Below are 20274 nucleotides of genomic sequence, written 5' to 3' on the forward strand. Positions count from 1 at the left end.
ACCGATCCCGTGGTGCCCTATGCGCTGCGGGCCAGGTCTCGGACCTCGGCGAGCGGTTCGGTTCCGGCCGAACTGTAGGCGGCGACGCAACGGCGTCCACGGCTCGTCGATGGTCCAACCGTTCTCAAGCAACAGATCTTGTATCAATGCGTCCATCGGCGCCTCGATGTTGGCCCGTCCCTAAGGAAGGACGCTGCACTCCGGGGCGGTCACGTCATCGACGAGCGCCCGCGCCACCTCTTCGTCCCGACGCCGCGGGAGCGATCGTCAGTCGCAACAGGCAAGACCCGTCCAACAGTCCGATGGCGAGGATCCGTCCGTCCCGGCTCCATGTTCGAACGGCCGCCGCCGTGGTCTGCGCGCCGAACCGCTGGAACCAGCCCCGGTCCCCGGGATGTAGTTGCGTCGGTGCTCCCTCGGCCTGCCACTCTCGCAGCACTCCGGCAATTTCGTTCAGCTGACCGACTTCTGGCTCACCCAGAACAATCGTCATACCTGAATCTCACGCGACAGGGGCGACCGTCGGCAACCGGTTTCTTGCGGGGGCGGCGTCATCCTTTCTGGAAGTGCCACACGATGGCGGCCGGGGTGTCCCGGTATGCCGCAGTAGCCGCTTCCGGGCACCAGCGCCGGGCCTGGGGTCCGCCATGTCCCGTGTCGCCGCCCCATCGTGGTTCGACACAGCCGCGCACCTGCAGGCCAAGCGGTAGCGCGGTCTGGAGGTAGTGACTGGGCAGCCATCGGCTGGCAGGCAGGTGGCCCGGCCGCCCTTCAGCGTCGGTGGCTCCCGCGATCCCACCCAAATACAGCGATGCGACGTGAATGTCGGACAGCACCAGATGACCACCAGGTTTGAGGACTCGGTGGAACTCACGGAACACCGACTCCAGTTCAGTCAGATGAGTCAGGGCCAGAGCGCAGACCACGACATCGAATTCGGCGCTTGCCAGCGGCATCGCGTTGATGTCACCGAGATGGAACCTGGCGTCGGGCATCTTGTCTTGGGCGAGCGCCAGCATCTCCGCCGATCCGTCCACCCCAACGACTTGATGTCCCAGTTTGACGAGGTACTGGCCATGACGTCCGGTGCCGCAGGCCGCGTCCAGTGCCTTCCCGACGGGCAGCGTTTCCAGGATCGATCGCACAACCGGTTGCTCCACCGCGATGAGCGGATTGTCCTCTTCGTCATATCGATTCGACCAGTCGCGATAGCCGGTGTTGACATCAAGCGCGTCGAGTTCGACGACCTCACCGAACTCTGCCTGGTCAGCGGCGAGCATCGCCCTGATCTCGGCGAGCCTGGCTTCAGCGAACGCCGCACCGTCGGGGAAGTCTCCCGCGCTCGCGCGCAGCAATGCCACCCCTTCCAGCCCGAGCAGGAATCCCAATGCATTGCTGATAATCATGTCCGCCAACCTAAGTCGGCCCCACGATCGAAGCAATTCAATATTCCAGCCCTACCTCATAGGCAGATTCCAGACAGGGCGGCGGTCGAGCCCTACCAGTTCAAAGCCGAATCTCTCGGACCACCCGGCATAAGGAATCAACCATTTATGGCGACTTTTCCACCGTGGCTGTCTTTTCGATGTCGGACTTGACTTCGGCGAGTGCGGCTCGGGCGTTGTCCCGTTCCGTCGTCACCGCCTCGGCGGTCAACCACGCCGAACGTTATGGTTGCCGGCCGGATTCGGAAACCTACCTGGCGGGAGGGACTCCGGGTGACTGAGGAGCCGACGGCGCCCAGTGATTATTCTAGCGCTAGAATACCGTCATGGGCTCCCGCTTGACCGCCGCCGAACTGACTCTCCTCGGCCTCATCGTTGAGCGACCGAGACACGGCTACGCGCTCGAGGAGGTCATCACCGAGCGCGGTATGCGCGAGTGGACGGAGATCGGCTTCAGCTCGATCTACTACCTCATCACGAAGCTTCGCGAGCGCGGTCTCATCGAACCGACCGAGGAGGCTCGATCCGCGGAAGGCAAGGCGCGCAAGGTGTATGCCGCGACCGACGAGGGTCGCCGCATGTGCGCGATCGCCGTCGAGCAGGCGATCGCCGAACTCCACCCGACGTTCCCCCGCGTCCTAGCCGGGCTCGCCAACCAACCGGCCGTCGACCGCGTACACCTGCTCCGCGCGTTGGGTCAGCGAGCCACAGCGCTCGGCGAGCGAATCGCTCACATTCAGAGCGCGGCCGACGCACAGGGACACGCTCCGGAATTCGTTCAGGCGATCTTCGACTACTCCCTCGGTCAATTGACGGCCGAACAGGCGTGGCTGTCTCGTTATCGCACATCACTGGAAGGCACGCACCATCGAGAAGGAGAGACGCCCATGACACCGTACGACGTCAAGCGCGATCTGAAGGCGCTCTACGCACCCAAGAACACCAAGTGGGCCATCGTGGACATTCCCGAACAGCGTTTCATCGCCGTCGACGGCACCGGCGACCCGAACACCTCACAGGACTACACCCACGCGGTCGAGGCGCTCTACGCCGTCGCGTACACCCTGAAGTTCGCGAGCAAACGCGCGGACGGTGGCCGTGACTTCGTCGTCGGTCCGCTGGAGGGACTGTGGTGGTCGGACCGGCCGGACGTCTTCGTCTCGCGGGACAAGTCCGCGTGGAACTGGACCATGTTCATCAGTCTGCCGTCGTGGATCACCGACGCGATGATCGACGACGGTGTGACGACGGCGTTGGAGAAGAAGAAGCTTCCGGCCATCTCCCAGGTCCGGCAGCTGACTCTCCACGAAGGCCCCAGCGCTCAGGTGCTGCACATCGGTTCCTATGACGACGAAACTCGGATCATGAACGAGCTCCACCACACCTATCTCGATGCCAACTCCCTCCGTCCGTCGGGTCGGCACCACGAGGTCTACCTCAGCGACCCCCGCAAGACCGCGCCCGAGAAACTGAGGACCGTACTGCGTCAGCCGGTGGAACCCGTGAACGCCTGAGGCCCTGCGACTGTCGCCATGGTGATGAACGCCTTTGCCGAAGGCGCCGAGCGGAACAGGACACCGGGAACCTGGGGCGCGGTCGGAGGATTCGGCCACCCACCGGGCTGCGGGTGGGCGGCCTCATCACGGATACGGTCGGCCCAGAACCGAAGGCTACGCAGTGGCCGTTCGGGGTGATTTCGCTCGGAGCGAGTAGAGGATCGGTAGGTAGGTGTCACCGAACGGGAACCGGCAAGTGCCGTCGGGTTCTTGCGGAAGGATGCGACGCCCGGGGAATTCGGCCTCGGTGTGTTCGGCGAGCCGGTCGACGATCAATCCCGATCCAGCGGCCGCTGTCACGATCTCGCCCACCGAGTGCGGGTACTGGACCACCTCCTGTGCGTTCATCGGCAGGTCCGGGTCCGCATATGTGTCCGTTACGACCTCACGCTGGGGCTCTCCTCCGCCGTAGGGCCAGTCGGCCACGAACGGCTCGTAGGTGGCCAGGGTCTGGTAGGCGGGATGCAGGTCGACCAGCACCAGCCTTCCCCCCGGCCGCATTGCCATCGCCGCACCACGCATCCACGCGCCAAGGTCCCCGATCCAGCACAGCACCCCGTAGGTGGCGATCACCAGATCGAACCTAGCCGCCAGACCCGACGGTAGGTTCTGCGTGTCCGCCTCGACGAAATCGGCGGTCAGCCCTGCGAGCTCGGCCAGCTCGCGTGCACGGACGATCGCCGTCGACGAGAAATCGACACCGGTGACCCTGGCACCCAGACGAGCCCAGTTGAGTGTGTCCATGCCGAAGTGGCACTGCAGGTGCAGCACATCCTGTCCGGTCACGTCACCGGCCAGTTCCAGCTCGATCCCATAGAGCGTCTGCCGGCCCGCCAGGAACGAATCGACGTCGTAGAGCTTGTCGTTGGGAGTCGTGCCATGCGTTCGGGCACGGGCATCCCAAAGGGCCCGGTTCACGTCGCGCCCGTCGTCGGGAGGGTTTCCGTTCATGTCCGCAGTGTGGCAGGCCGATTCGAGCGAGTGCCGACACCCGGTGGGTCTTGAGAATCGATCGTCTGTCGACACTCCGGCTGGAGATAGCGAATCCGGAGGTGGGCAGTGTCGGCAACTCGCGCCGGAATCAACGTCGGAGAACGACCGACTGTTGCTTGTTCCCCGGTGTCCGGCTAGGACTCCGGGGCCTGTTACAGCAGGGATGAACTCGGGGCGGCGCCCCAGATTCCGCGAGATGTTATGTCAAGTACGGTCGATCGTGGCCCTTGATAGAGGTACCCCAGAGCATTGCTCCTTTGTCGTCAACGCGAGGGCAACGAAGGTGCGACGTCGACACGGCTTCGTCCACGATGCAGCGCTCGTCATTGCTCAACAACGCGCCGGAACATACGAACGCGGACTCGCATGTTCCGGCGGAGAACCCCTATCGATACTGCGAAGCCTCAGCTAACGCGATTGTTCCACTGTGGCCTTTGCTTGAGCGGCGGACCTGGCTTCGGCGAGTTCGGCTTGGGCGTTGTCCCTCGCGAGCTCGGCGGAGACCGCGCGTTCCATCAAAGCGGTCGCCTCCTGACGCGCACGTTCCCGATCCGCTTCGGACTCGGCCCGACGTCGACTCTCGTCCTCGTACCGGCGCGCCAACTCCGCCCGCTCAGCCTCAGCCTTGGCGACGGCGCCCCGCGCAGCCTCGACTTCCCTTGCGGCATCGGCGATAGCGCGATCACGTTCGGCCGTCGCCTCTTCGGCCCGGCGTTTGGCGTGTTCGGCTTCGGCGCGATCCATCGCGGCCGTCGTCAGGGCGTCCTGGCGCGCGGTCTCGGCCGCGCCAGCCGACTGACGGGCGATATCGCGCTCCACCTCGAACCGCTGCCGCTGCCGCTCGGCCTCGACAGCGGCGGACTTCGCCTGGGCCTCACCGGTGCGTGCCTCGTCCCGTTCTGCCGTCGCCGCCTCGGCGGCCAACCGCGCCGAACGTTCGCGCGTCAACGCTTCGGCGGTCGACTGTTCCGCTTGGCGCTGATGCTCCTGCGCCTCCTCGACCCGCTTCACGGCGTGGTCGCGTTCGGCGCGAGCATCCGCGGCCGCCGTCGTCGCGGCGCGAGCCATCTCGAGCGCCTCGTCTCGACTCGTGTTCGCCGCCTCCGCCGCTCGTTGCGCCGCCTGCGTTTCGGCCTCCAGCTCTCGGGCGCGCGCGATCGCGTCATCGCGTTCCGCTCGCGCCGCCGCGACCCGATCGTCAGCGGCGCGGTTCGCGGCGGCGATCGTCGCTTCGACCCGCGCGGGATCGAGTTCCGCCGCGAGGCTCTCAGCGAGTGGAGCGATGGCGGCGGCCAACCCGGATTCCATTCGCTCGTACAGATCTTCGGCCCGGGCCAGCGCTCCCTCAAGACCCGGTGTCTCCCGCCGCAATTGCCGCTGGCGTTTAGCCGCTGTCTGGCAATCCCCTTCTGCGCAGTACTGGCGAGGCCTCCCCCGGCCCTGCTGTTGGGGTATCGGTTTGCCGCACCGTTGGCAGGTAGTAGCTGTCTTCATGTGACCAGTGTATATTAATATCCGGTTTTCTGGAAACAGAAAATAATAAAATATAAATAAAATATCCCGTGGGTTTGAAAGTAACTCACGCGAATTCGAGTTCGCGTAACTTGAGAAATCGATGCCCGCCTACCGGGCCCCAACGTCAAGGGGGGCGGAGCGTGTGGCAAAGAGTGGTCTCCAGAGGATCCGTTGCCGAACAGGACGTTGGTGAACGGCGACCGGCGAGCAACCGTGAACAAGCGTGGGAGACGCCCGGATCGGTTTCAGCCACTGGCCCTGGTGGACCTAGTGAACAAGATCAACGCTCGTGTCTGGCGGCGATTGGGGGGAAGCAGCTCCTCGCGCGATCCGAAGCGCCCCAACGACATCCCTCGCTGGGTGGGAACGGGTTCGCCGGCGGCCACCGCCTCCTTCTTCACCCAATGAAACGAACATTGCCTTAAGCCGGTAGAACGGGGATCGCGAACCGGGCGAATCCCCGCACTGTCTCAACCGCCTGACCAGGCACGACGCCTTGAGCGCGATTCTGAGAGCGTCTGCGGTCAAAGTGGTACCTGAACCCTTCGCAAACCTGGTGGCCGTGCCAGGTCCCGGTCATCCGGTCGATGGCTTGGGTCACACGAGTCCGTTCTCAGTTGAGTTGGCTCGTTCGCCGTGTACTTGGCATCGGGTGTGGTGAATTCTCACCTGATGTTGGATCAGGACGTCCCGTTGTGTAGATATGGCGGGAAGGTCTTTGCGGTCGAGTGCTCGGTGCTGTCGACGTCGATAGAGCTGGGTGGCGGGTCAACTACGGCGTACCGGCATGGGTTGGTGTCACGGAGGCGGCTAGGGTGCCCTGCCATGGATGCTGCTGATCTTGACTACCGGACCCGGACTGAGTCCGGGTGCATTCCTCCGCGCTTGGTCTCCCGACTCCTTGAGCTCGGTTACAGGGAGGAGGTGGAGTTCCAGTCTGGCCGGGGGGAATGGTTCTGCGCGCGTGAGTGGGCACGGCTTCTCGGTGACCAGGGGCGTCAGGCAGCGGCGTTGGAGGTGCTGGCTCCGTACGTCGGCACGGGCTGGTGGCCGGCCGTCCAGGCCCAGGCAGAATTGCTGGAGGGCTGGGGCCGGGCTGTGGAAGCGATCGCGCTGGTCAGGCCGTACGCGGAGGCCGGACAGCTAGCGCTGGAGACCTATGGGCGCTTGCTTTCCCGGCACGGCCGCAAGGACGAGGCGATCGAGTTGCTGAGCGCTGGAATGGAGAACAGGTCCCTTGCCACCACTCTGGTCGACATAGCCGAAGGGTCAGGGCGGGACGAGGACATCGCCGCGCTGTTGGCCGCCCGGATTCCAGCCGGGCATCGGTGCGACAGTCCGTGGTGCTGCCGCGGTCTCGACCCCGACACGGCAATCGAATTGCTCGCCGTGATCCGTGAGCGCCAGGGACGCGTCGACGAAGCGATCGACCTGTTGAGAACCCGGCGCTTCAACTCCGTCAACAGCCGTGATCAACTGGCCGACCTGTTGGCGAGGCACGACCGGATCGAGGAACTGCGCGCGTACGCCGCGTCCGAGTCCCTCGGGCACGCCACGCAACGACTCGCCGAGGCACTGGAAGAGCGCGGTGACGTGGAAGGCGCGATCGCCGTGTACCGACAGCCTGGCGGCTCACCGGCTCGGCAGTGTCACCATGCGATGCTTCTGGCGCAGCTCCTGGCCCGGCACGGTCGGGGCGACGAGGCGATCGGGGTGATGCGCGCGCTTGCGGACTCACCTGGCGGCGCGGACGACTTCATCGCGGACATGCTGTGCACCCTGTACGCCGACCACGGCCGCGCCCGGGACGGATTGGCCTACCTCGACGCCCTCAAAGCGCGACGTGACGGTGAGGAGGAATGGGAGTTCTTCCGGCTGAGACTTCAGCTCTTGGTCGACTGCGGCCTGCTCGATGAGGCCCTCGATCAGGCGCGGGTGCACCCCGAACGCGACACCTGGTACACGGCCGAGACCATCTCCGACCTGCTCGCCGACAGTGGTCGGGTCGAGGAGGCCGTCGCCGTCCTTGAACCGCACGCCCCCGACAACCGCAGCGCTCTTGCCGGCCACCTCATCGACCTCGGCCGGGTCGCCGACGCGGTAGCGGTCCTTCAGCAACGCAAATCCGAGCCGTTCGTGCCCGTCTGGACGGACACATTCTCCGATCCCCCATTCTGACGCCGCACTCTGCCATCCGGCAGGTCCGCTCATGATCTGAGCCTCACTTGCCGAGCTGGATGAGAATCGACCGTACGAAGACTCTCAGTCATTTTGTGACCTTGCAGGTCGGGACCTTGAAGCGATGCCAACAAGGCTGAGAACGGACAATGCGCGATTCGTTGAACTGGCGCGGAAATGGCCGACAACGACGAACCATCCAGTGTGGCCCAAGGCAACCACGTCATGCGCCTGCTCTACGATGTCGAGCACTGACCACGTCCGACCATTAAGGAAATTATCGTGCGCACCTTGCTCGTCGGTCTTCGAGTCACCGACATAGATCGCTCTCTCGCGTTCTATCAGGCACTCGGCTACACCGTCGTCGGAACGGTTCCCGACACACCGTTCGGCAGCCTGACCATGATCCAGCTGCCGGACGACCCGTTCGTCACCATCGAACTCGTACACGACCCCGACCGTCCGGTCACCGAGACGGGCGGCCTCAACCACCTCGCGATCCAGACCGGCGACCTGCTGGCCACCATCGCCACCTTGGCTAGCCACGGCATCCAGGCTGATCCGGAACGGCCGACGGCGGGGCCCGATGACCCGCTGGTCACCATGGTGCGCGACCCCGACGGCTACCTGATCGAGCTCGTGCAATGGCCGGAAGGACACGGCGACGGACTCACCGCCGACGACTTCAAGGTCGACTGACCATCGCCCCAGGCGATCTGCCGAAACGATGAACAGGGCGTGGCGCTTGGTTTCCTCGGGCCGACGAAACCAAGCCGACTCCGAACGCGATCCTTCGACTCAACATCACCGACATGACGATGGCCGGTCCTCGGTGAGGAGCGGCCATCGTGTGGCGGGTGGCTCATTGAGGCCGCGTCCAAACCTCTAGCTTTTCAACCGTTTGGCTCGGGACTCCAGGTACCGCTGCTCCGCGATGCTGGCGGTCGACTTCGCGGCTCGCCGGTAGTGCTCGTACGCCTCGCCCGTCGCGCCGGTCGACTCCAGCAGATGCGCCCGCACGGACAGCAAACGATGATGCCCGACCATTCGCTCGTCATCGTCCAGCGTGGACAAAAGTGCCAGGCCGGCCGTGGGGCCCTCGGTCTCGGCGAGCGCGATCGCGCGGTTCAGGGTGACCATCGGGTTGGGCGCGATCCGTTCCAGGATCAGGTACAGCGCGTGCACCTGGGCCCAGTTGGTCTCTTCCGCGGTGGCCGCATCGGCGTGCGTGGCGGCGATGGCGGCCTGCAACTGATACGGCCCCAGTGCCGGGGAGGCCAGTGACGTTTTGACCAGTTCGTTGCCTTCGGCGATCAGCTCGCGATCCCACTTCGTCCGGTCCTGCTCGTCCAGCGGCACGAGGTCGCCGGTCGCTGTCGTCCGCGTGTCCCGCCGGGCGTGGGTGAGCACCATCAGGGCGAGGAGCCCGGTCACCTCGCCGTCCTCGGGGAGTTGCGCGTGCACCATCCTGGTCAGTCGAATCGCCTCACGCGCGAGGTCGGTGCGGTGCAGTTCGGTGCCGGAGGAAGCGGTGTAGCCCTCGTTGAAGATGAGGTAGAGCACGTGCAGGACGACGCGCAGGCGTTCCTCGCGTTCCGCGCCGGTCGGGAGGCTGAACGAGCTTCCGGCGGCCTTGATGCGCTGTTTCGCCCGGCTGATCCTGGCCGCCATGGTGCCTTCCGGCACCAGGAACGCGCGGGCGATCTCGGCGGTCGTCAGACCCCCGACGGCTCGCAGGGTGAGGGCGGTTTGGGAGGCCGGGGTCAATGTCGGGTGGCAGCACAGGAACAGCAGGACGAGTGTGTCGTCGGTGTCCGGTACTTCTTCGGGCGCCACCTCGGCCGCTGTCGCCGCCTCGCGCTCGCGGCGAGCGTTGTCGCTGCGCATCTGGTCGATGAGTCGGCGGGTCGCGACGGTCATCAGCCAGCCGCGCGGGTTGCTCGGCAGTCCGTCGGTCGGCCACTGCACGGTGGCCGCGAGGACGGCCTCCTGCACGGCGTCCTCGCAGCCTTCGAATTGGCCGTGTCGCCGGACCAACGTGCCGAGGACCTGCGGCGCGAGTTCACGCAGCAGGTCCTCGGTGGTCGATCTCGTCATGCCTCCAATTGTCCCTCGAAGAACATCACCTGCCGCACCTCGATCCCGAAGCCCTCGATCGCGGCGTCCGGGATCCGGGAGGCGAGTTCGATCGCTCGCTCCTTGTTCTCGCAGTCGATCAGGTAGAAGCCGCCCAGGAATTCCTTGGATTCGAGGAATGGACCATCGGTCACGACTGGTTGTCCGTTGCGAACGGAAACCACGACGGCCTGGGACGGGTCGACCAGCGCCTGTGTGTTGATCAACTCGCCGGACTTCTTCAGCGCCTCCATGAACTCGCCGTGACCGGCGCCGATCGCTGATCGCTCCTCCTCGCTCAGCGCGTCCATGACGGCCGGGTTGATGTGCATGCTGATCAAGAACTTCATCTCGTACTCCTCATTGTTGGCGAGCCCCGACGGGCTCTTCGTCCGTTTGGTCGGAGCCATCGCCGTCGTCTTGACATCCTTCGCCGGACATTTCGCATGAGTCTCGTCCGCCGGGCCTTGGAACGCGGCCGGACATGACGCTGACGGTACGTCGGGGACGAAAAATATTCGTTCCGATGTCAAGAAACTCTCGATCGCTCCGACCAACCGGCAAAACGTCGAGAGAACGGGAAGTTTCGAATATGCGAGTCAACCGGGCATGGCTGGGACTGGGCGTCCTCATGCTGCCGACCTTGCTGGTCGCGATGGACATGACGGCGCTGCTCCTCGCCCTTCCAAAGCTCAGCGCCGACATCGGAGCGAACAACGTCCAGCAGTTGTGGATCAGCGACAGCTACGGACTCATGGTGGCCGGGCTGGTCATTACGATGGGCACGCTCGGCGACCGGATCGGCCGGAGGCGGTTGCTGATGATCGGCGGGACGGCGTTCGCGATTCTGTCGGTCGTGGCCGCTTTCGCGTCCGACCCGTTGACGTTGATCGTCGCGCGGGCGCTGCTGGGCGTCGCCGGCGCGACCCTGGCGCCCTCCACACTCGCCTTGATCACCAACATGTTCCGTGACGACCGACAGCGTGGGAAGGCCATCGCGATCTGGGCGACCTGCCAGTTCACGGGCGGTGCGTTCGGACCTGTGCTCGCCGGTTTCCTGCTTCAGTACTTCTGGTGGGGGTCGGTGTTCCTGGTCGCCGTGCCGGCGATGGCGGTGCTGTTGATCGCCGGGCCGATCCTGTTGCCGGAGTTCCGTAGCGACCAGGCCGGGCGGCTCGACCCGGTCAGCGTCGGACTGTCGCTCGCGGCGGTCCTACTGATGGTCCACGGCGTCAAGCAGTTGACCGTCGAGGGTGTGGCAGTCGTTCCGGCGTTGACTCTCATCGTCGGGGCGGGCCTCGGATTCTTGTTCGTCCGTCGGCAGCTGCGATTGGAGGCGCCGCTGATGGACCTGCGGTTGTTTCGCAATCGCCCGTTCACGGCCGTCATCGTCGGACTGGCGTTCGCAGGAATCGCCATGGCCGGGACGGGTCTGCTGGTGACGCAGTTCCTTCAGAGCGTGCTCGGCTTCTCTCCGGCCATGTCGGCGGTGCTGTTCGCGCCCATGGGTTTGGGCGTGGCCTTCGGAACCATGGTGGCTCCGGCGTTGACCCGGCATATGAAGCAGACGACCGCGATCGTCGGCGGATTGGTGGTGTCGGCGCTGGGAAGCCTGTTGCTGGTCGGCGTCGACGGCGCCCTCGCTCTACCGCTGGTGATGATCGGCATCACCGTGCTGGCATTGGGAACCGGGCCGCTGTTCGCACTGGGCACCGGCCTGGTCATCGACTCCGTTCCACCGGAACGCGCCGGTTCTGCGGCGTCGATGTCGGAGACCGGGAACTACTTCGGCGGTTCGCTCGGTTTCGCGCTGCTCGGGGTGGTGGCCGCGGTGGTCTACCGCGGGCAGATGGACGGCACGTCCGACTCCCTTGCCGGCGCAGTCGCCGCCAGCGAGCTTCTTCCCTCCGGGGAGGGCGCGGAACTGCTGCTTTCGGCACGGGCGGCGTTCACGACCAGCCTGCATGTCACCGGCGTCATCTCCGCGGTCATCTTCGCCGGGCTGGCCGTCCTGATCCTGAGGCTGTGCGCGGCTCCCCGGACGACGCGGTCCGCAATGCCGGAATACGAGACTGTTTCCACATAGGACTATCGGGCGATCGGCTCCTAGTCCGACCCTTGCGCAACGAGGCGAGACGGAACGCTCGCGGCTCAGTGACTCTCGAAGTCGGTCGCGCTCGGGTCCATGAAACGGCACTCCACATCGGCCCGTTCAGGCGACGGTGCTTGGGCGGGCCATCGGGGTGAGACCCAGTTCGGCGAGCGCCGCCGTTCCTCGTGTCGCGTGGTCGCCGCCGGCGAGTATCAGGGTTCGCGCCGATTGGTAGCGGCAACCGGCGGCGTCGAACGCGTCGACCGTGGCGAGCAGTCGTTCGGGGTCCTTGTCGCGCATGGCTTCCGCTCGTTCGACAATGGCGGCGGCGATCGGGTTCCCGGCGACGATGGCCCTTGCCTCGGCCAGGTGGTCGTCGACGTCGGGGTTCCCGGCGAGGACTGCGGCCTCGGCGCGCAGCGCCACGTACCAGTGGAGCCAGATCCAGGTGATCCATTTCCACACGTCGCGAGGTTCGGGCGCCATCCGTTCCAGAGCCGACTCCGCTTGTCCATGATGGAGCATAAGTATCGCGTCGAAGACCGCCCCGTAGCCGTAGGTGTGCTCCGGTGGGGTGCCGAGTTGAGCGAGAACCGCCAGCCACCGGTGTTGGGCCTCGTGGTCATCCCGGAGACCGTGAATCATCGACACCCCGGCCACTGCGGGGCCGAGGGCCGAGCGGGCGGGACTTCCGGCGCGTTGCCACGCCTCGAGGAATCGCTCGCTGCCGGTGAGGACCTCGTCTGCGTTACCCACCAAGGCATCTGCCACGAGCAGCCAGCTCGTGGCACGGTGACCGACCTCGGCCAGCATCGGATGATCCGCGAGCTGCCGCGCCCACCGGCGGGCGCCGGACAGGTCACCCGCGCCGAGGCCGGCTTCCGTCGCGATGCCGAGCGCGTCGATCAGCTCGTGGGTCTTGGCCGGACTGTCGGGTACGGAGGCGAGCAGCGCGATTCGGCGCCGTGCCGTCGTCGCGGCGGCGAACGAGTCACCCTCCCAGCTGCGGGCGCCGGTGAGCGCGTCGAGGGCGGCCGATTCGGCGAGCGGGTCGCCGGTCCGGCGGGCGAGGTCGACCGCTTGCTCGGCTCGCGCGATCGTCTCCGGTACGGCGTTTTCGGGTGGTCCCTGGGCCGCACCGAAGGCGTCGGTGATGACCCCGGCCTCCGCCAGCGCCACGGCCGCTTCGGCGATCGCGTTGTCGCCGGCCAGGTCTCGCGCCTCGGCGATGAGCGCCATCGCCTCCTCCTGCGGCGGGATCCGCTCGAACTTGGTCGAGAACCGGTAGGCGTTGGTGGCGGCGGTCGCCAGGTCGGTGGCGGCACCGGCGTTGTCTCCAGAGCGGAGCGCGGTGTCCGCGGCCTCGCGGTGGAGGCGGTACATGTCGTCGCCGCGCATTCGGCATCCCGCGACGGCGGCGGCGCTTCGGAGCATCGACGCGGCGTCGGCCGGGTCGTCCGCGAGGTCGGCGGCCTGTTCGTAGCGCTGTTGGGATTCGCCGATCAGGTTGCGGGTGAAGGTCAGCTCCGCCATGCGTACGGCGAGTCGGTAGGCGTCCGCGCGTAGGTCCGGTTGCCCTGCGGCCCAGGTCAACGCGGCGCGGAGGTCGTCGGCCGTCCGGTCGAACCGGGCCCGCCAGTCGGGTCGTGCCACCGCCAGGTCGGCGGCGTTGGCCAGGCACCAGCGCAGGTGCCTGGATCGGGCGTCGACGAGTTCACCGGCTTCGACGAGCCGTTCCGTCCCGTATTGGCGGATGGTCTCCAGCGCCCGGTACTCGGTCCCGTTCGGGGAGGCCATCACCACCAGCAGGCTCTGTTCGGCGAGCTCGGCGAGCCCGACGTTGACGCCGCCCGGGTCGGTACCGGTCACCTGGGCCGCGGCCGAGGCGGTGAACGGCGCCGCGAACACCGACACCCGCCGTAGGAGCGCTTGGTCGTCCGGCTCCAGCAAGGCGTGGCTCCAGTCGAGCGCCGCGCGCACCGAACGGTGCCGGTCGTCGGCGCGTGAGCCACCGGCGAGCATGCGAAGCGGGTCGGACAGGCCAGCGGTGAGCCCGTCCAGCCCGAGAGTGGGCCATCGGGCGGCCGCCAGCTCGATCGCCAACGCCATCCCGTCTAGCCGCTCGCAAAAGGATGAGATGTGGTCGCGCAGCGCCGGATCAGGCGGGTGGCCAACCGCCGTCGCGCGGTCCATGAACAGCGCGACGGCGTCCGACTCGCCCTCGCCGGACAGCGACAGCGGCGGAACCGGGTATACGCGTTCGAAGGGCACCATCAATCGGGCCCGGCTGGTCGCCAACACCGTCACTCGTGGGCACGTCGCGAGCAACTGTTCGAGAAACGGCGCCACCCCGTCGCGGACCTGTTCGCAGTTGTCCAGCACCAACAAGGCGTGGCGGTCCGTCATGGCGGCGGCCACCGATTCGTCCATGCCACGCCCCGGGTACTCCCCGAGGCCGAGCGCGCCGGCGACGGCGGCGGCGACCATCGCCGGGTCGGTGGTCGAGATCAGGTCGACGAACCACACCCCGTCGGGGTACGCGTTCACGACATCGGCGGCCGCCGTCAACGCCAGCCTGGTCTTGCCCACTCCGCCTGGTCCGACGGCCGTCACCTGTCGATGGGCCCTGATCAGCCGAGTCAGTTCGGCGCGCTCCCGCGTCCTGCCGACGAACGAGGTCAACGCCGTCGGCAGCACCGGCACCGGGGTCGCGCGGGCTTCGTCGACGGGAGCCGACTCTGACGCGCGCCGAGCGAGCGCCCGACGGTCGGGTGCCCCGAGTTTGCGCAGGAGTGAGGAGACGTGACTCTCCACGGTGCGCACCGAGATGTACAGGCGCGCACCGATCTCGGCGTTGCTGAGGTGTTCCCCCAGCAACGCCAGCACGTCGGCCTCCCGAGCCGAGATCTCCACCGTCACGACGCCATTCTCCCGTACCTCCTCAGTGCCCCGGTTCCGTGGTGGGTTCCGTGGTCACCACGGATGTGGATCGGCGGCGTCGCGGGAATTCTTAGCTGTACACACCGGGTCGAAGCGGCCCGCGACTTGAGGAGAGAAAATGACCGGTTCGACAACCCTGGGAATCAAGACCGTGCTGCACCCGGTCTCGGACTTGACGAAGGCGAAGGCGGTCTATGCCGCCCTGCTCGGTGTCCAACCGCAGACCGACGGTCCCTACTACGTCGGCTTCGAGGCTGAGGGTCAGCACATCGGCCTGGTGCCGGGCGGCGGCCCGCAGGGCATGTCCTCCCCGGTCGCCTACTGGCACGTGCAGGACATCGAGACGACGCTGGCGAAGTTGATCACGGCCGGTGCCGTGGTGAAGGAAGCGGCGCACGACGTCGGGGCGGGCCGGTTGGTGGCCACCGTCGTCGACACGGACGGCAACGTCCTCGGACTGATGCAGGACCGCTGACCGACACGCGGAAGCCGCCTCCGCCTCGGATGAATCGCCGCTCACGCACCCGCCCGTCCCGTCCACGACGGGACGGACCCGAACCGCACCACGAACCCACCTCCTGAAAGGACTCCGCCATGTCCACCATCGAAGCCATCACCCTCGAAGTCTCCGACACGACCGCCGCCGACACCTTCTACGCCAAGGCCTTCGGGCTCGGCGACCGGGTTCGCACCCGCGCCTCACAGGCACCGACCACCGGCTTTCGCGGCTTCGCGCTGTCGCTCGTCGTGTCGCAGCCGAGCACCGTCGACAGTCTCATCGGGACCGCGCTTGACGGGGGCGCGGCGACGCTGAAGCCCGCCGCCAAGAGCTTCTGGGGTTATGGCGGCGTCATCCGCGACCCCGACGGCACGATCTGGAAGATCGCGACGTCGTCGAAGAAGAACACCGGGCCGGACACTCGGCACGTCGACGAGCTCGTACTCCTGCTGGGGGTCGACGACGTCGCCGCGACCAAACGGTTCTACGTCGAACGCGGCCTGTCCGTCGCGAAGAGCTTCGGCCGCAAGTACGTCGAGTTCGCGACCGCGAACATCAAGTTGGCGTTGTACGGCCGCCGCGCCGCCGCGAAGGACGCGGGCGTCCCGCCCGACGGCACCGGATCACACCGGATCGTCATCGGCGGCGATATCGGGACCTTCACCGACCCGGACGCCTTCGATTGGGAGAACACGTCAACCTCTTCGCGGTTAGCGCGCCGACGGCTCCGCGCGCCCCGACGTCGCTCGATGATCCACAGTGGTTGGGTGGTGGACGCGTTCGCCGCCCAACCCTCCCCCCGACTCGTCCTCGACAGACTCCCAAGGTGCCTCGATGCCTCACCTCATCCCCTCCGCTTACCGGCCCCTGCTGGCCGACCGGTCGTTCCGGCGACTGATTCTCGGATTCTGCGTCTCGTACCTCGGGGACGGAATGAGCTTCGTCGCGGTGGCGTGGCTCGCCATCGAACTGGCGCCGCAGGGGACCGTCGGACTGTGGGTCGGCGGTTCCGTCGCCGCGTATGTGCTGCCCGGTGTGGTCGGAGCGTTGGTGTTCGGCCGCCGTCTTCGCCGGATGACCCCGAAGCGGCTCCTACTGGCCGACAACATCGTGCGCGGTGTCTTCCTGGGAGCGATACCGCTCGCCTGGCTCGCCGGATTCCTGACGTTGCCGCTGTATGTCGGGTTGCTCGCGATCTCATCGTTGCTGCACGCGTGGGGCAACGCGGGAAAGTACACCCTGCTCGCGGAGATCCTGCCAAAGGAACAGAGACTCGCCGCCAACACGCTCGTCAGCTCCCTCAATTTCGCCGCCACGATCGCCGGTCCCGCCATCGCGGGTGTCCTGGTGACGTACATCAGTTCCGCGCTCGTGCTCGGCCTCGACGCGCTCACCTACGTGTTCCTCGCCGTGCTCATCGCGCGACTTCGCCTCCCGACGTCGGCGCACGTCTCGCCGATCGATCGGACCGCGGCCCGTGGCGGACTCACGTTGCTGCGATCGCACCCCGAACTACTCGGGCTGCTCGCTCTCACCTGGTTCTTCAATCTCCTGTACGGACCGGTCGAAGTCGCGTTGCCGCTCCACGTCATCGACGACCTGAACGGGTCGGGAACACTGCTCGGCCTCTACTGGACGCTGTTCGGTGTCGGCGCGGTCCTCGGCGGGCTCACAGTCGGCGTCCTGCAACGACTTCCACTGTGGCCAGTGACGATTTCCATCGTCGCCGCCTGGGGTCTCCTATTGTTGCCGTTCGGATTCGACGCACCCACCGTCGTCACCCTCGTGTCCTTCGCGCTCGGCGGCGCGATTTACGGTCCGTTCGTGGCGTTGTCGGTGACGCTGATGCAGGAGAAGTCCCCGCCGCAGCACCTCGCCGCGTTGCTCGCGGCGCGCAGCGCGGTCCTGCTCACCGCCTCCCCACTCGGCACCGCGCTCGGCGGACCGCTCGCGACGACGCTGGGCCCTCGCATGACACTAGGTGCATCGGGGTTGGCCACCGTGATGCTCGGCGTCATCGCCTGTGTCCTGCTGTTGGCCCGACACAACGGGACCGGGTATCGCGCCGAGTCACGGAAGGCATAGGCCGTCGACCGCCTCCGGCGAAACGGCGCCCGTCACGCGTGGAGGGTGACCGGAGCCATCAGGAATCGAGAAGCGTTCGTCGGGCGGTGCCAACTAGGCTGATTTTCATGGACATCACCATCCACTCGACGGTCCGCCCGCGCGACGACACGGCGTTCGCGGCCGAGTCTTCGGTGATGCCGCGCGTGAACTGAGCCGGGCACGGCGGACCGGTGAGCACGGACGAGACCGCCACGGGCGGCCCGCTCGATCATGTAGACAATGATTCGTCGCCGCGAACGCGTCGGCGAGAAAGACCCTGACGCCCTGCTCGAAGCCTGTTGGATCGAGCGACAGAGGCGATCACGACGGAGACCGCCCCAGGCGGACCACGTACAAGATGGAGACACGAAGCATGGCCACGAGGGACAAGCCGCACGCCGCCGACAGCCACGATCTGATCCGCGTGCGGGGTGCGCGCGAGAACAACCTCAAGGACATCAGCGTCGAGATCCCGAAGCGCCGGCTGACGGTGTTCACCGGTGTCTCCGGCTCGGGAAAGAGCTCGCTCGTGTTCGGCACGATCGCCGCGGAGTCGCAGCGGATGATCAACGAGACGTACAGCGCCTTCGTCCAGGGCTTCATGCCGTCGATGGCCCGACCGGAGGTCGACCTGTTGGAGGGTCTGACCACGGCGATCATCGTCGACCAGGAGCGGATGGGCGCCAACTCCCGATCCACCGTGGGCACCGCGACCGACGTCAACGCGATGCTGCGAATCCTCTTCAGCCGTATCGGGGATCCGCACATCGGCTCGCCGCAGGCGTTCGCCTTCAACATTCCCTCGGTGAAGGGCAGCGGCGCGATAACGGTCGGCGACAAGAAGGCCGTGAAGCAGACGTACAGCCTCACCGGTGGCATGTGTCCACGCTGCGAGGGGCGGGGCTCGGTCTCCGACATCGATCTCTCACAGCTCTACGACGACTCGAAGTCGATCGCGGAGGGCGCGTTCACGATCCCGGGCTGGAAGTCGGACAGCTGGTGGACCGTGCGGACCTACGCCGAGTCGGGTTTCCTCGACCCGGAGAAGCCCATCAGCAAGTTCACCAAGAAGGAGATGCAGGACTTCCTGTACCACGAACCGGTCAAGGTGAAGGTCGAAGGCGTGAACCTCACCTACGAGGGGCTCATTCCGAAGATCCAGAAGTCCTTCCTCTCGAAGGACCGGGAGGCGATGCAGCCGCATATTCGGGCGTTCGTCGACCGCGCCGTCACCTTCACCGTCTGCCCCGAGTGCGACGGCACCCGGCTCAGTGAGGGCGCGCGTTCCTCACGGATCAAGGGCGTCAACATCGCCGACGCCTGCGCGATGCAGATCAACGACCTCGCGGAATGGGTGCGTGGGCTGGACGAGCCGTCGGTCGCGCCGCTGTTGGGGGCCTTGAGCGAGGTTCTCGAATCGTTCGTCGAGATCGGACTGGGTTACCTCAGTCTCGACCGCCCGGCCGGCACCCTGTCCGGCGGCGAGGCGCAACGCACCAAGATGATCCGTCATCTCAACTCGTCGCTCACGGATGTCACCTACGTCTTCGACGAGCCCACCATCGGTCTGCACCCGCACGACATCCAGCGGATGAACGAACTGCTACTTCAACTGCGCGACAAGGGGAACACGGTTCTCGTCGTGGAGCACAAACCGGAGGCCATCGCGATCGCCGACCATGTCGTCGATTTGGGCCCCGGCGCGGGGACGGCCGGCGGCACGGTCTGCTTCGAGGGCACCGTCGAGGAACTGCGCGCCAGCGACACGACCACGGGTCGTCATCTCGACGACCGGGCGGTGCTCAAGGAGGAGGTGCGAAAGCCCACCGGGGCGCTCGAGATCCGTGGGGCGTCGACCCACAACCTGCGCGACGTCGACGTCGACATTCCGTTGGGTGTGCTCACCGTGATCACGGGCGTCGCCGGTTCCGGCAAGAGCTCGCTCGTGCACGGGTCGATCCCGGACGACGCTGAGGTCGTGTCGATCGACCAGGGCGCGATCCGTGGGTCGCGACGGAGCAACCCCGCGACGTACACCGGGCTGCTCGACCCGATCCGTAAGGCCTTCGCGAAAGCCAACGGCGTGAAACCGGCGTTGTTCAGTTCCAACTCGGAGGGCGCCTGCCCCACCTGCAACGGCGCCGGAGTCATCTACACCGACCTGGCGATGATGGCGGGCGTCGCGACCGTGTGCGAGGAGTGCGGCGGGAAGCGTTTCCAGGCATCGGTTCTGGAGTACCACCTCGGTGGTCGTGACATCAGCGAGGTCCTCGCGATGTCGGTGAGCGAGGCCGAGGAGTTCTTCGGAAGCGGTGAGGCGCGTACTCCGGCGGCGCACAAGATCCTCGATCGGCTCGCCGACGTCGGCCTCGGCTACCTCACGATCGGTCAGCCGCTGACGACCCTGTCCGGTGGCGAGAGACAGCGGCTCAAGCTGGCCACCCACATGGCCGAGAAGGGCGGCGTCTACATCCTCGACGAACCGACGACGGGCCTGCACCTCGCGGACGTCGAGCAGCTGCTCGGCCTACTCGATCGGCTCGTCGAATCCGGTAAGTCGGTCATCGTCGTCGAGCACCACCAGGCCGTTATGGCGCACGCGGACTGGATCATCGACCTGGGGCCGGGCGCCGGTCACGACGGCGGAAAGATCGTCTTCGAGGGGACGCCCGCCGATCTCGTCGCCGCGCGCTCCACGATCACCGGAGAGCACCTGGCGGATTACGTCGGGAGCTGACAGAGGCCTCGCGAGGAGGGCGGGTCGACGTCGATCGCGGGATTCGACCGGCCCTCCTCGCGCCGTCACCAAACGGCCGACGTCCATGTCGGAGTGGG

The 20274-nt window shown here is 66.5% G+C and carries 13 protein-coding genes and 2 pseudogenes; 8 read left to right on the forward strand and 7 right to left on the reverse strand.

What is annotated here, in order from left to right; genetic code table 11:
* A pseudogene (locus tag ACM9NP_RS14175) lies at nucleotides 1–493 on the reverse strand (GNAT family N-acetyltransferase); the annotation flags it as partial.
* 58 nt (nucleotides 494–551) lie between these two features.
* Nucleotides 552–1406 carry a methyltransferase domain-containing protein gene (locus ACM9NP_RS14180; protein WP_415647150.1) on the reverse strand — a complete coding sequence of 285 codons (855 nt, stop codon included), beginning with the start codon at nucleotides 1404–1406 and terminating at the stop codon, nucleotides 552–554.
* A 365-nt stretch (nucleotides 1407–1771) separates the two neighbouring features.
* On the opposite strand from ACM9NP_RS14180, the gene ACM9NP_RS14185 reads away from it, so the two are divergent.
* Nucleotides 1772–2959 carry a GyrI-like domain-containing protein gene (locus tag ACM9NP_RS14185; protein WP_415647151.1) on the forward strand — a complete coding sequence of 396 codons (1188 nt, stop codon included), beginning with the start codon at nucleotides 1772–1774 and terminating at the stop codon, nucleotides 2957–2959.
* A 156-nt stretch (nucleotides 2960–3115) separates the two neighbouring features.
* Here the strand turns inward: ACM9NP_RS14185 and ACM9NP_RS14190 are convergent, their stop codons facing one another.
* A complete protein-coding gene (locus ACM9NP_RS14190) occupies nucleotides 3116–3952 on the reverse strand; it encodes a class I SAM-dependent methyltransferase (RefSeq protein WP_415647152.1) in 837 nt (278 codons plus the stop codon).
* 450 nt (nucleotides 3953–4402) lie between these two features.
* Nucleotides 4403–5488, reverse strand: coding sequence for a coiled-coil domain-containing protein (locus ACM9NP_RS14195; RefSeq protein ID WP_415647153.1), 1086 nt, complete (start codon nucleotides 5486–5488; stop codon nucleotides 4403–4405).
* An 846-nt stretch (nucleotides 5489–6334) separates the two neighbouring features.
* Between ACM9NP_RS14195 and ACM9NP_RS14200 the strand changes: the two genes are divergently transcribed.
* A complete protein-coding gene (locus ACM9NP_RS14200; protein WP_415647154.1) occupies nucleotides 6335–7687 on the forward strand; it encodes a tetratricopeptide repeat protein in 1353 nt (450 codons plus the stop codon).
* Between the two features lie 282 nt (nucleotides 7688–7969).
* Nucleotides 7970–8386: a VOC family protein gene (locus tag ACM9NP_RS14205; RefSeq protein ID WP_415647155.1), complete on the forward strand. Its 417-nt coding sequence runs from the start codon at nucleotides 7970–7972 to the stop codon at nucleotides 8384–8386.
* A gap of 186 nt (nucleotides 8387–8572) precedes the next feature.
* Here the strand turns inward: ACM9NP_RS14205 and ACM9NP_RS14210 are convergent, their stop codons facing one another.
* Together ACM9NP_RS14210 and ACM9NP_RS14215 are read right to left on the reverse strand one after the other, a co-directional pair.
* Complete coding sequence (locus ACM9NP_RS14210; RefSeq protein WP_415647156.1) at nucleotides 8573–9784, reverse strand: RNA polymerase sigma factor; 1212 nt, start codon at nucleotides 9782–9784, stop codon at nucleotides 8573–8575.
* Nucleotides 9781–10152: a YciI family protein gene (locus ACM9NP_RS14215; RefSeq protein ID WP_415647186.1), complete on the reverse strand. Its 372-nt coding sequence runs from the start codon at nucleotides 10150–10152 to the stop codon at nucleotides 9781–9783. The genes ACM9NP_RS14210 and ACM9NP_RS14215 overlap by 4 nt, the downstream gene beginning before the upstream one ends.
* A 242-nt stretch (nucleotides 10153–10394) precedes the next feature.
* On the opposite strand from ACM9NP_RS14215, the gene ACM9NP_RS14220 reads away from it, so the two are divergent.
* Nucleotides 10395–11888 (forward strand): MFS transporter, encoded by a 1494-nt coding sequence (locus tag ACM9NP_RS14220; protein WP_415647157.1) that lies wholly within the window; start codon nucleotides 10395–10397, stop codon nucleotides 11886–11888.
* A gap of 126 nt (nucleotides 11889–12014) precedes the next feature.
* Here ACM9NP_RS14220 and ACM9NP_RS14225 read toward each other — a convergent pair whose 3' ends face one another.
* A complete protein-coding gene (locus tag ACM9NP_RS14225) occupies nucleotides 12015–14813 on the reverse strand; it encodes an ATP-binding protein (RefSeq protein WP_415647158.1) in 2799 nt (932 codons plus the stop codon).
* A gap of 139 nt (nucleotides 14814–14952) precedes the next feature.
* Between ACM9NP_RS14225 and ACM9NP_RS14230 the strand changes: the two genes are divergently transcribed.
* The 4 genes and pseudogenes from ACM9NP_RS14230 (at nucleotide 14953) to ACM9NP_RS14245 (ending at nucleotide 20176) form a co-directional block, all read left to right on the forward strand.
* The gene (locus ACM9NP_RS14230) at nucleotides 14953–15309 is read left to right on the forward strand and encodes a VOC family protein (RefSeq protein ID WP_415647159.1); all 357 of its coding nucleotides are present in this window, start codon (nucleotides 14953–14955) and stop codon (nucleotides 15307–15309) included.
* 119 nt (nucleotides 15310–15428) lie between these two features.
* Nucleotides 15429–16031, forward strand: a pseudogene (locus ACM9NP_RS14235) (glyoxalase); the annotation flags it as partial.
* Between the two features lie 136 nt (nucleotides 16032–16167).
* Nucleotides 16168–17418 carry an MFS transporter gene (locus ACM9NP_RS14240; protein WP_415647160.1) on the forward strand — a complete coding sequence of 417 codons (1251 nt, stop codon included), beginning with the start codon at nucleotides 16168–16170 and terminating at the stop codon, nucleotides 17416–17418.
* A 394-nt stretch (nucleotides 17419–17812) separates the two neighbouring features.
* Complete coding sequence (locus ACM9NP_RS14245; protein WP_415647161.1) at nucleotides 17813–20176, forward strand: ATP-binding cassette domain-containing protein; 2364 nt, start codon at nucleotides 17813–17815, stop codon at nucleotides 20174–20176.
* Nucleotides 20177–20274 lie beyond the last annotated feature (98 nt).

Source organism: Stackebrandtia soli (assembly GCF_965137155.1).
Classification (GTDB): Bacteria; Actinomycetota; Actinomycetes; order Mycobacteriales; family Micromonosporaceae; genus Stackebrandtia; species Stackebrandtia soli.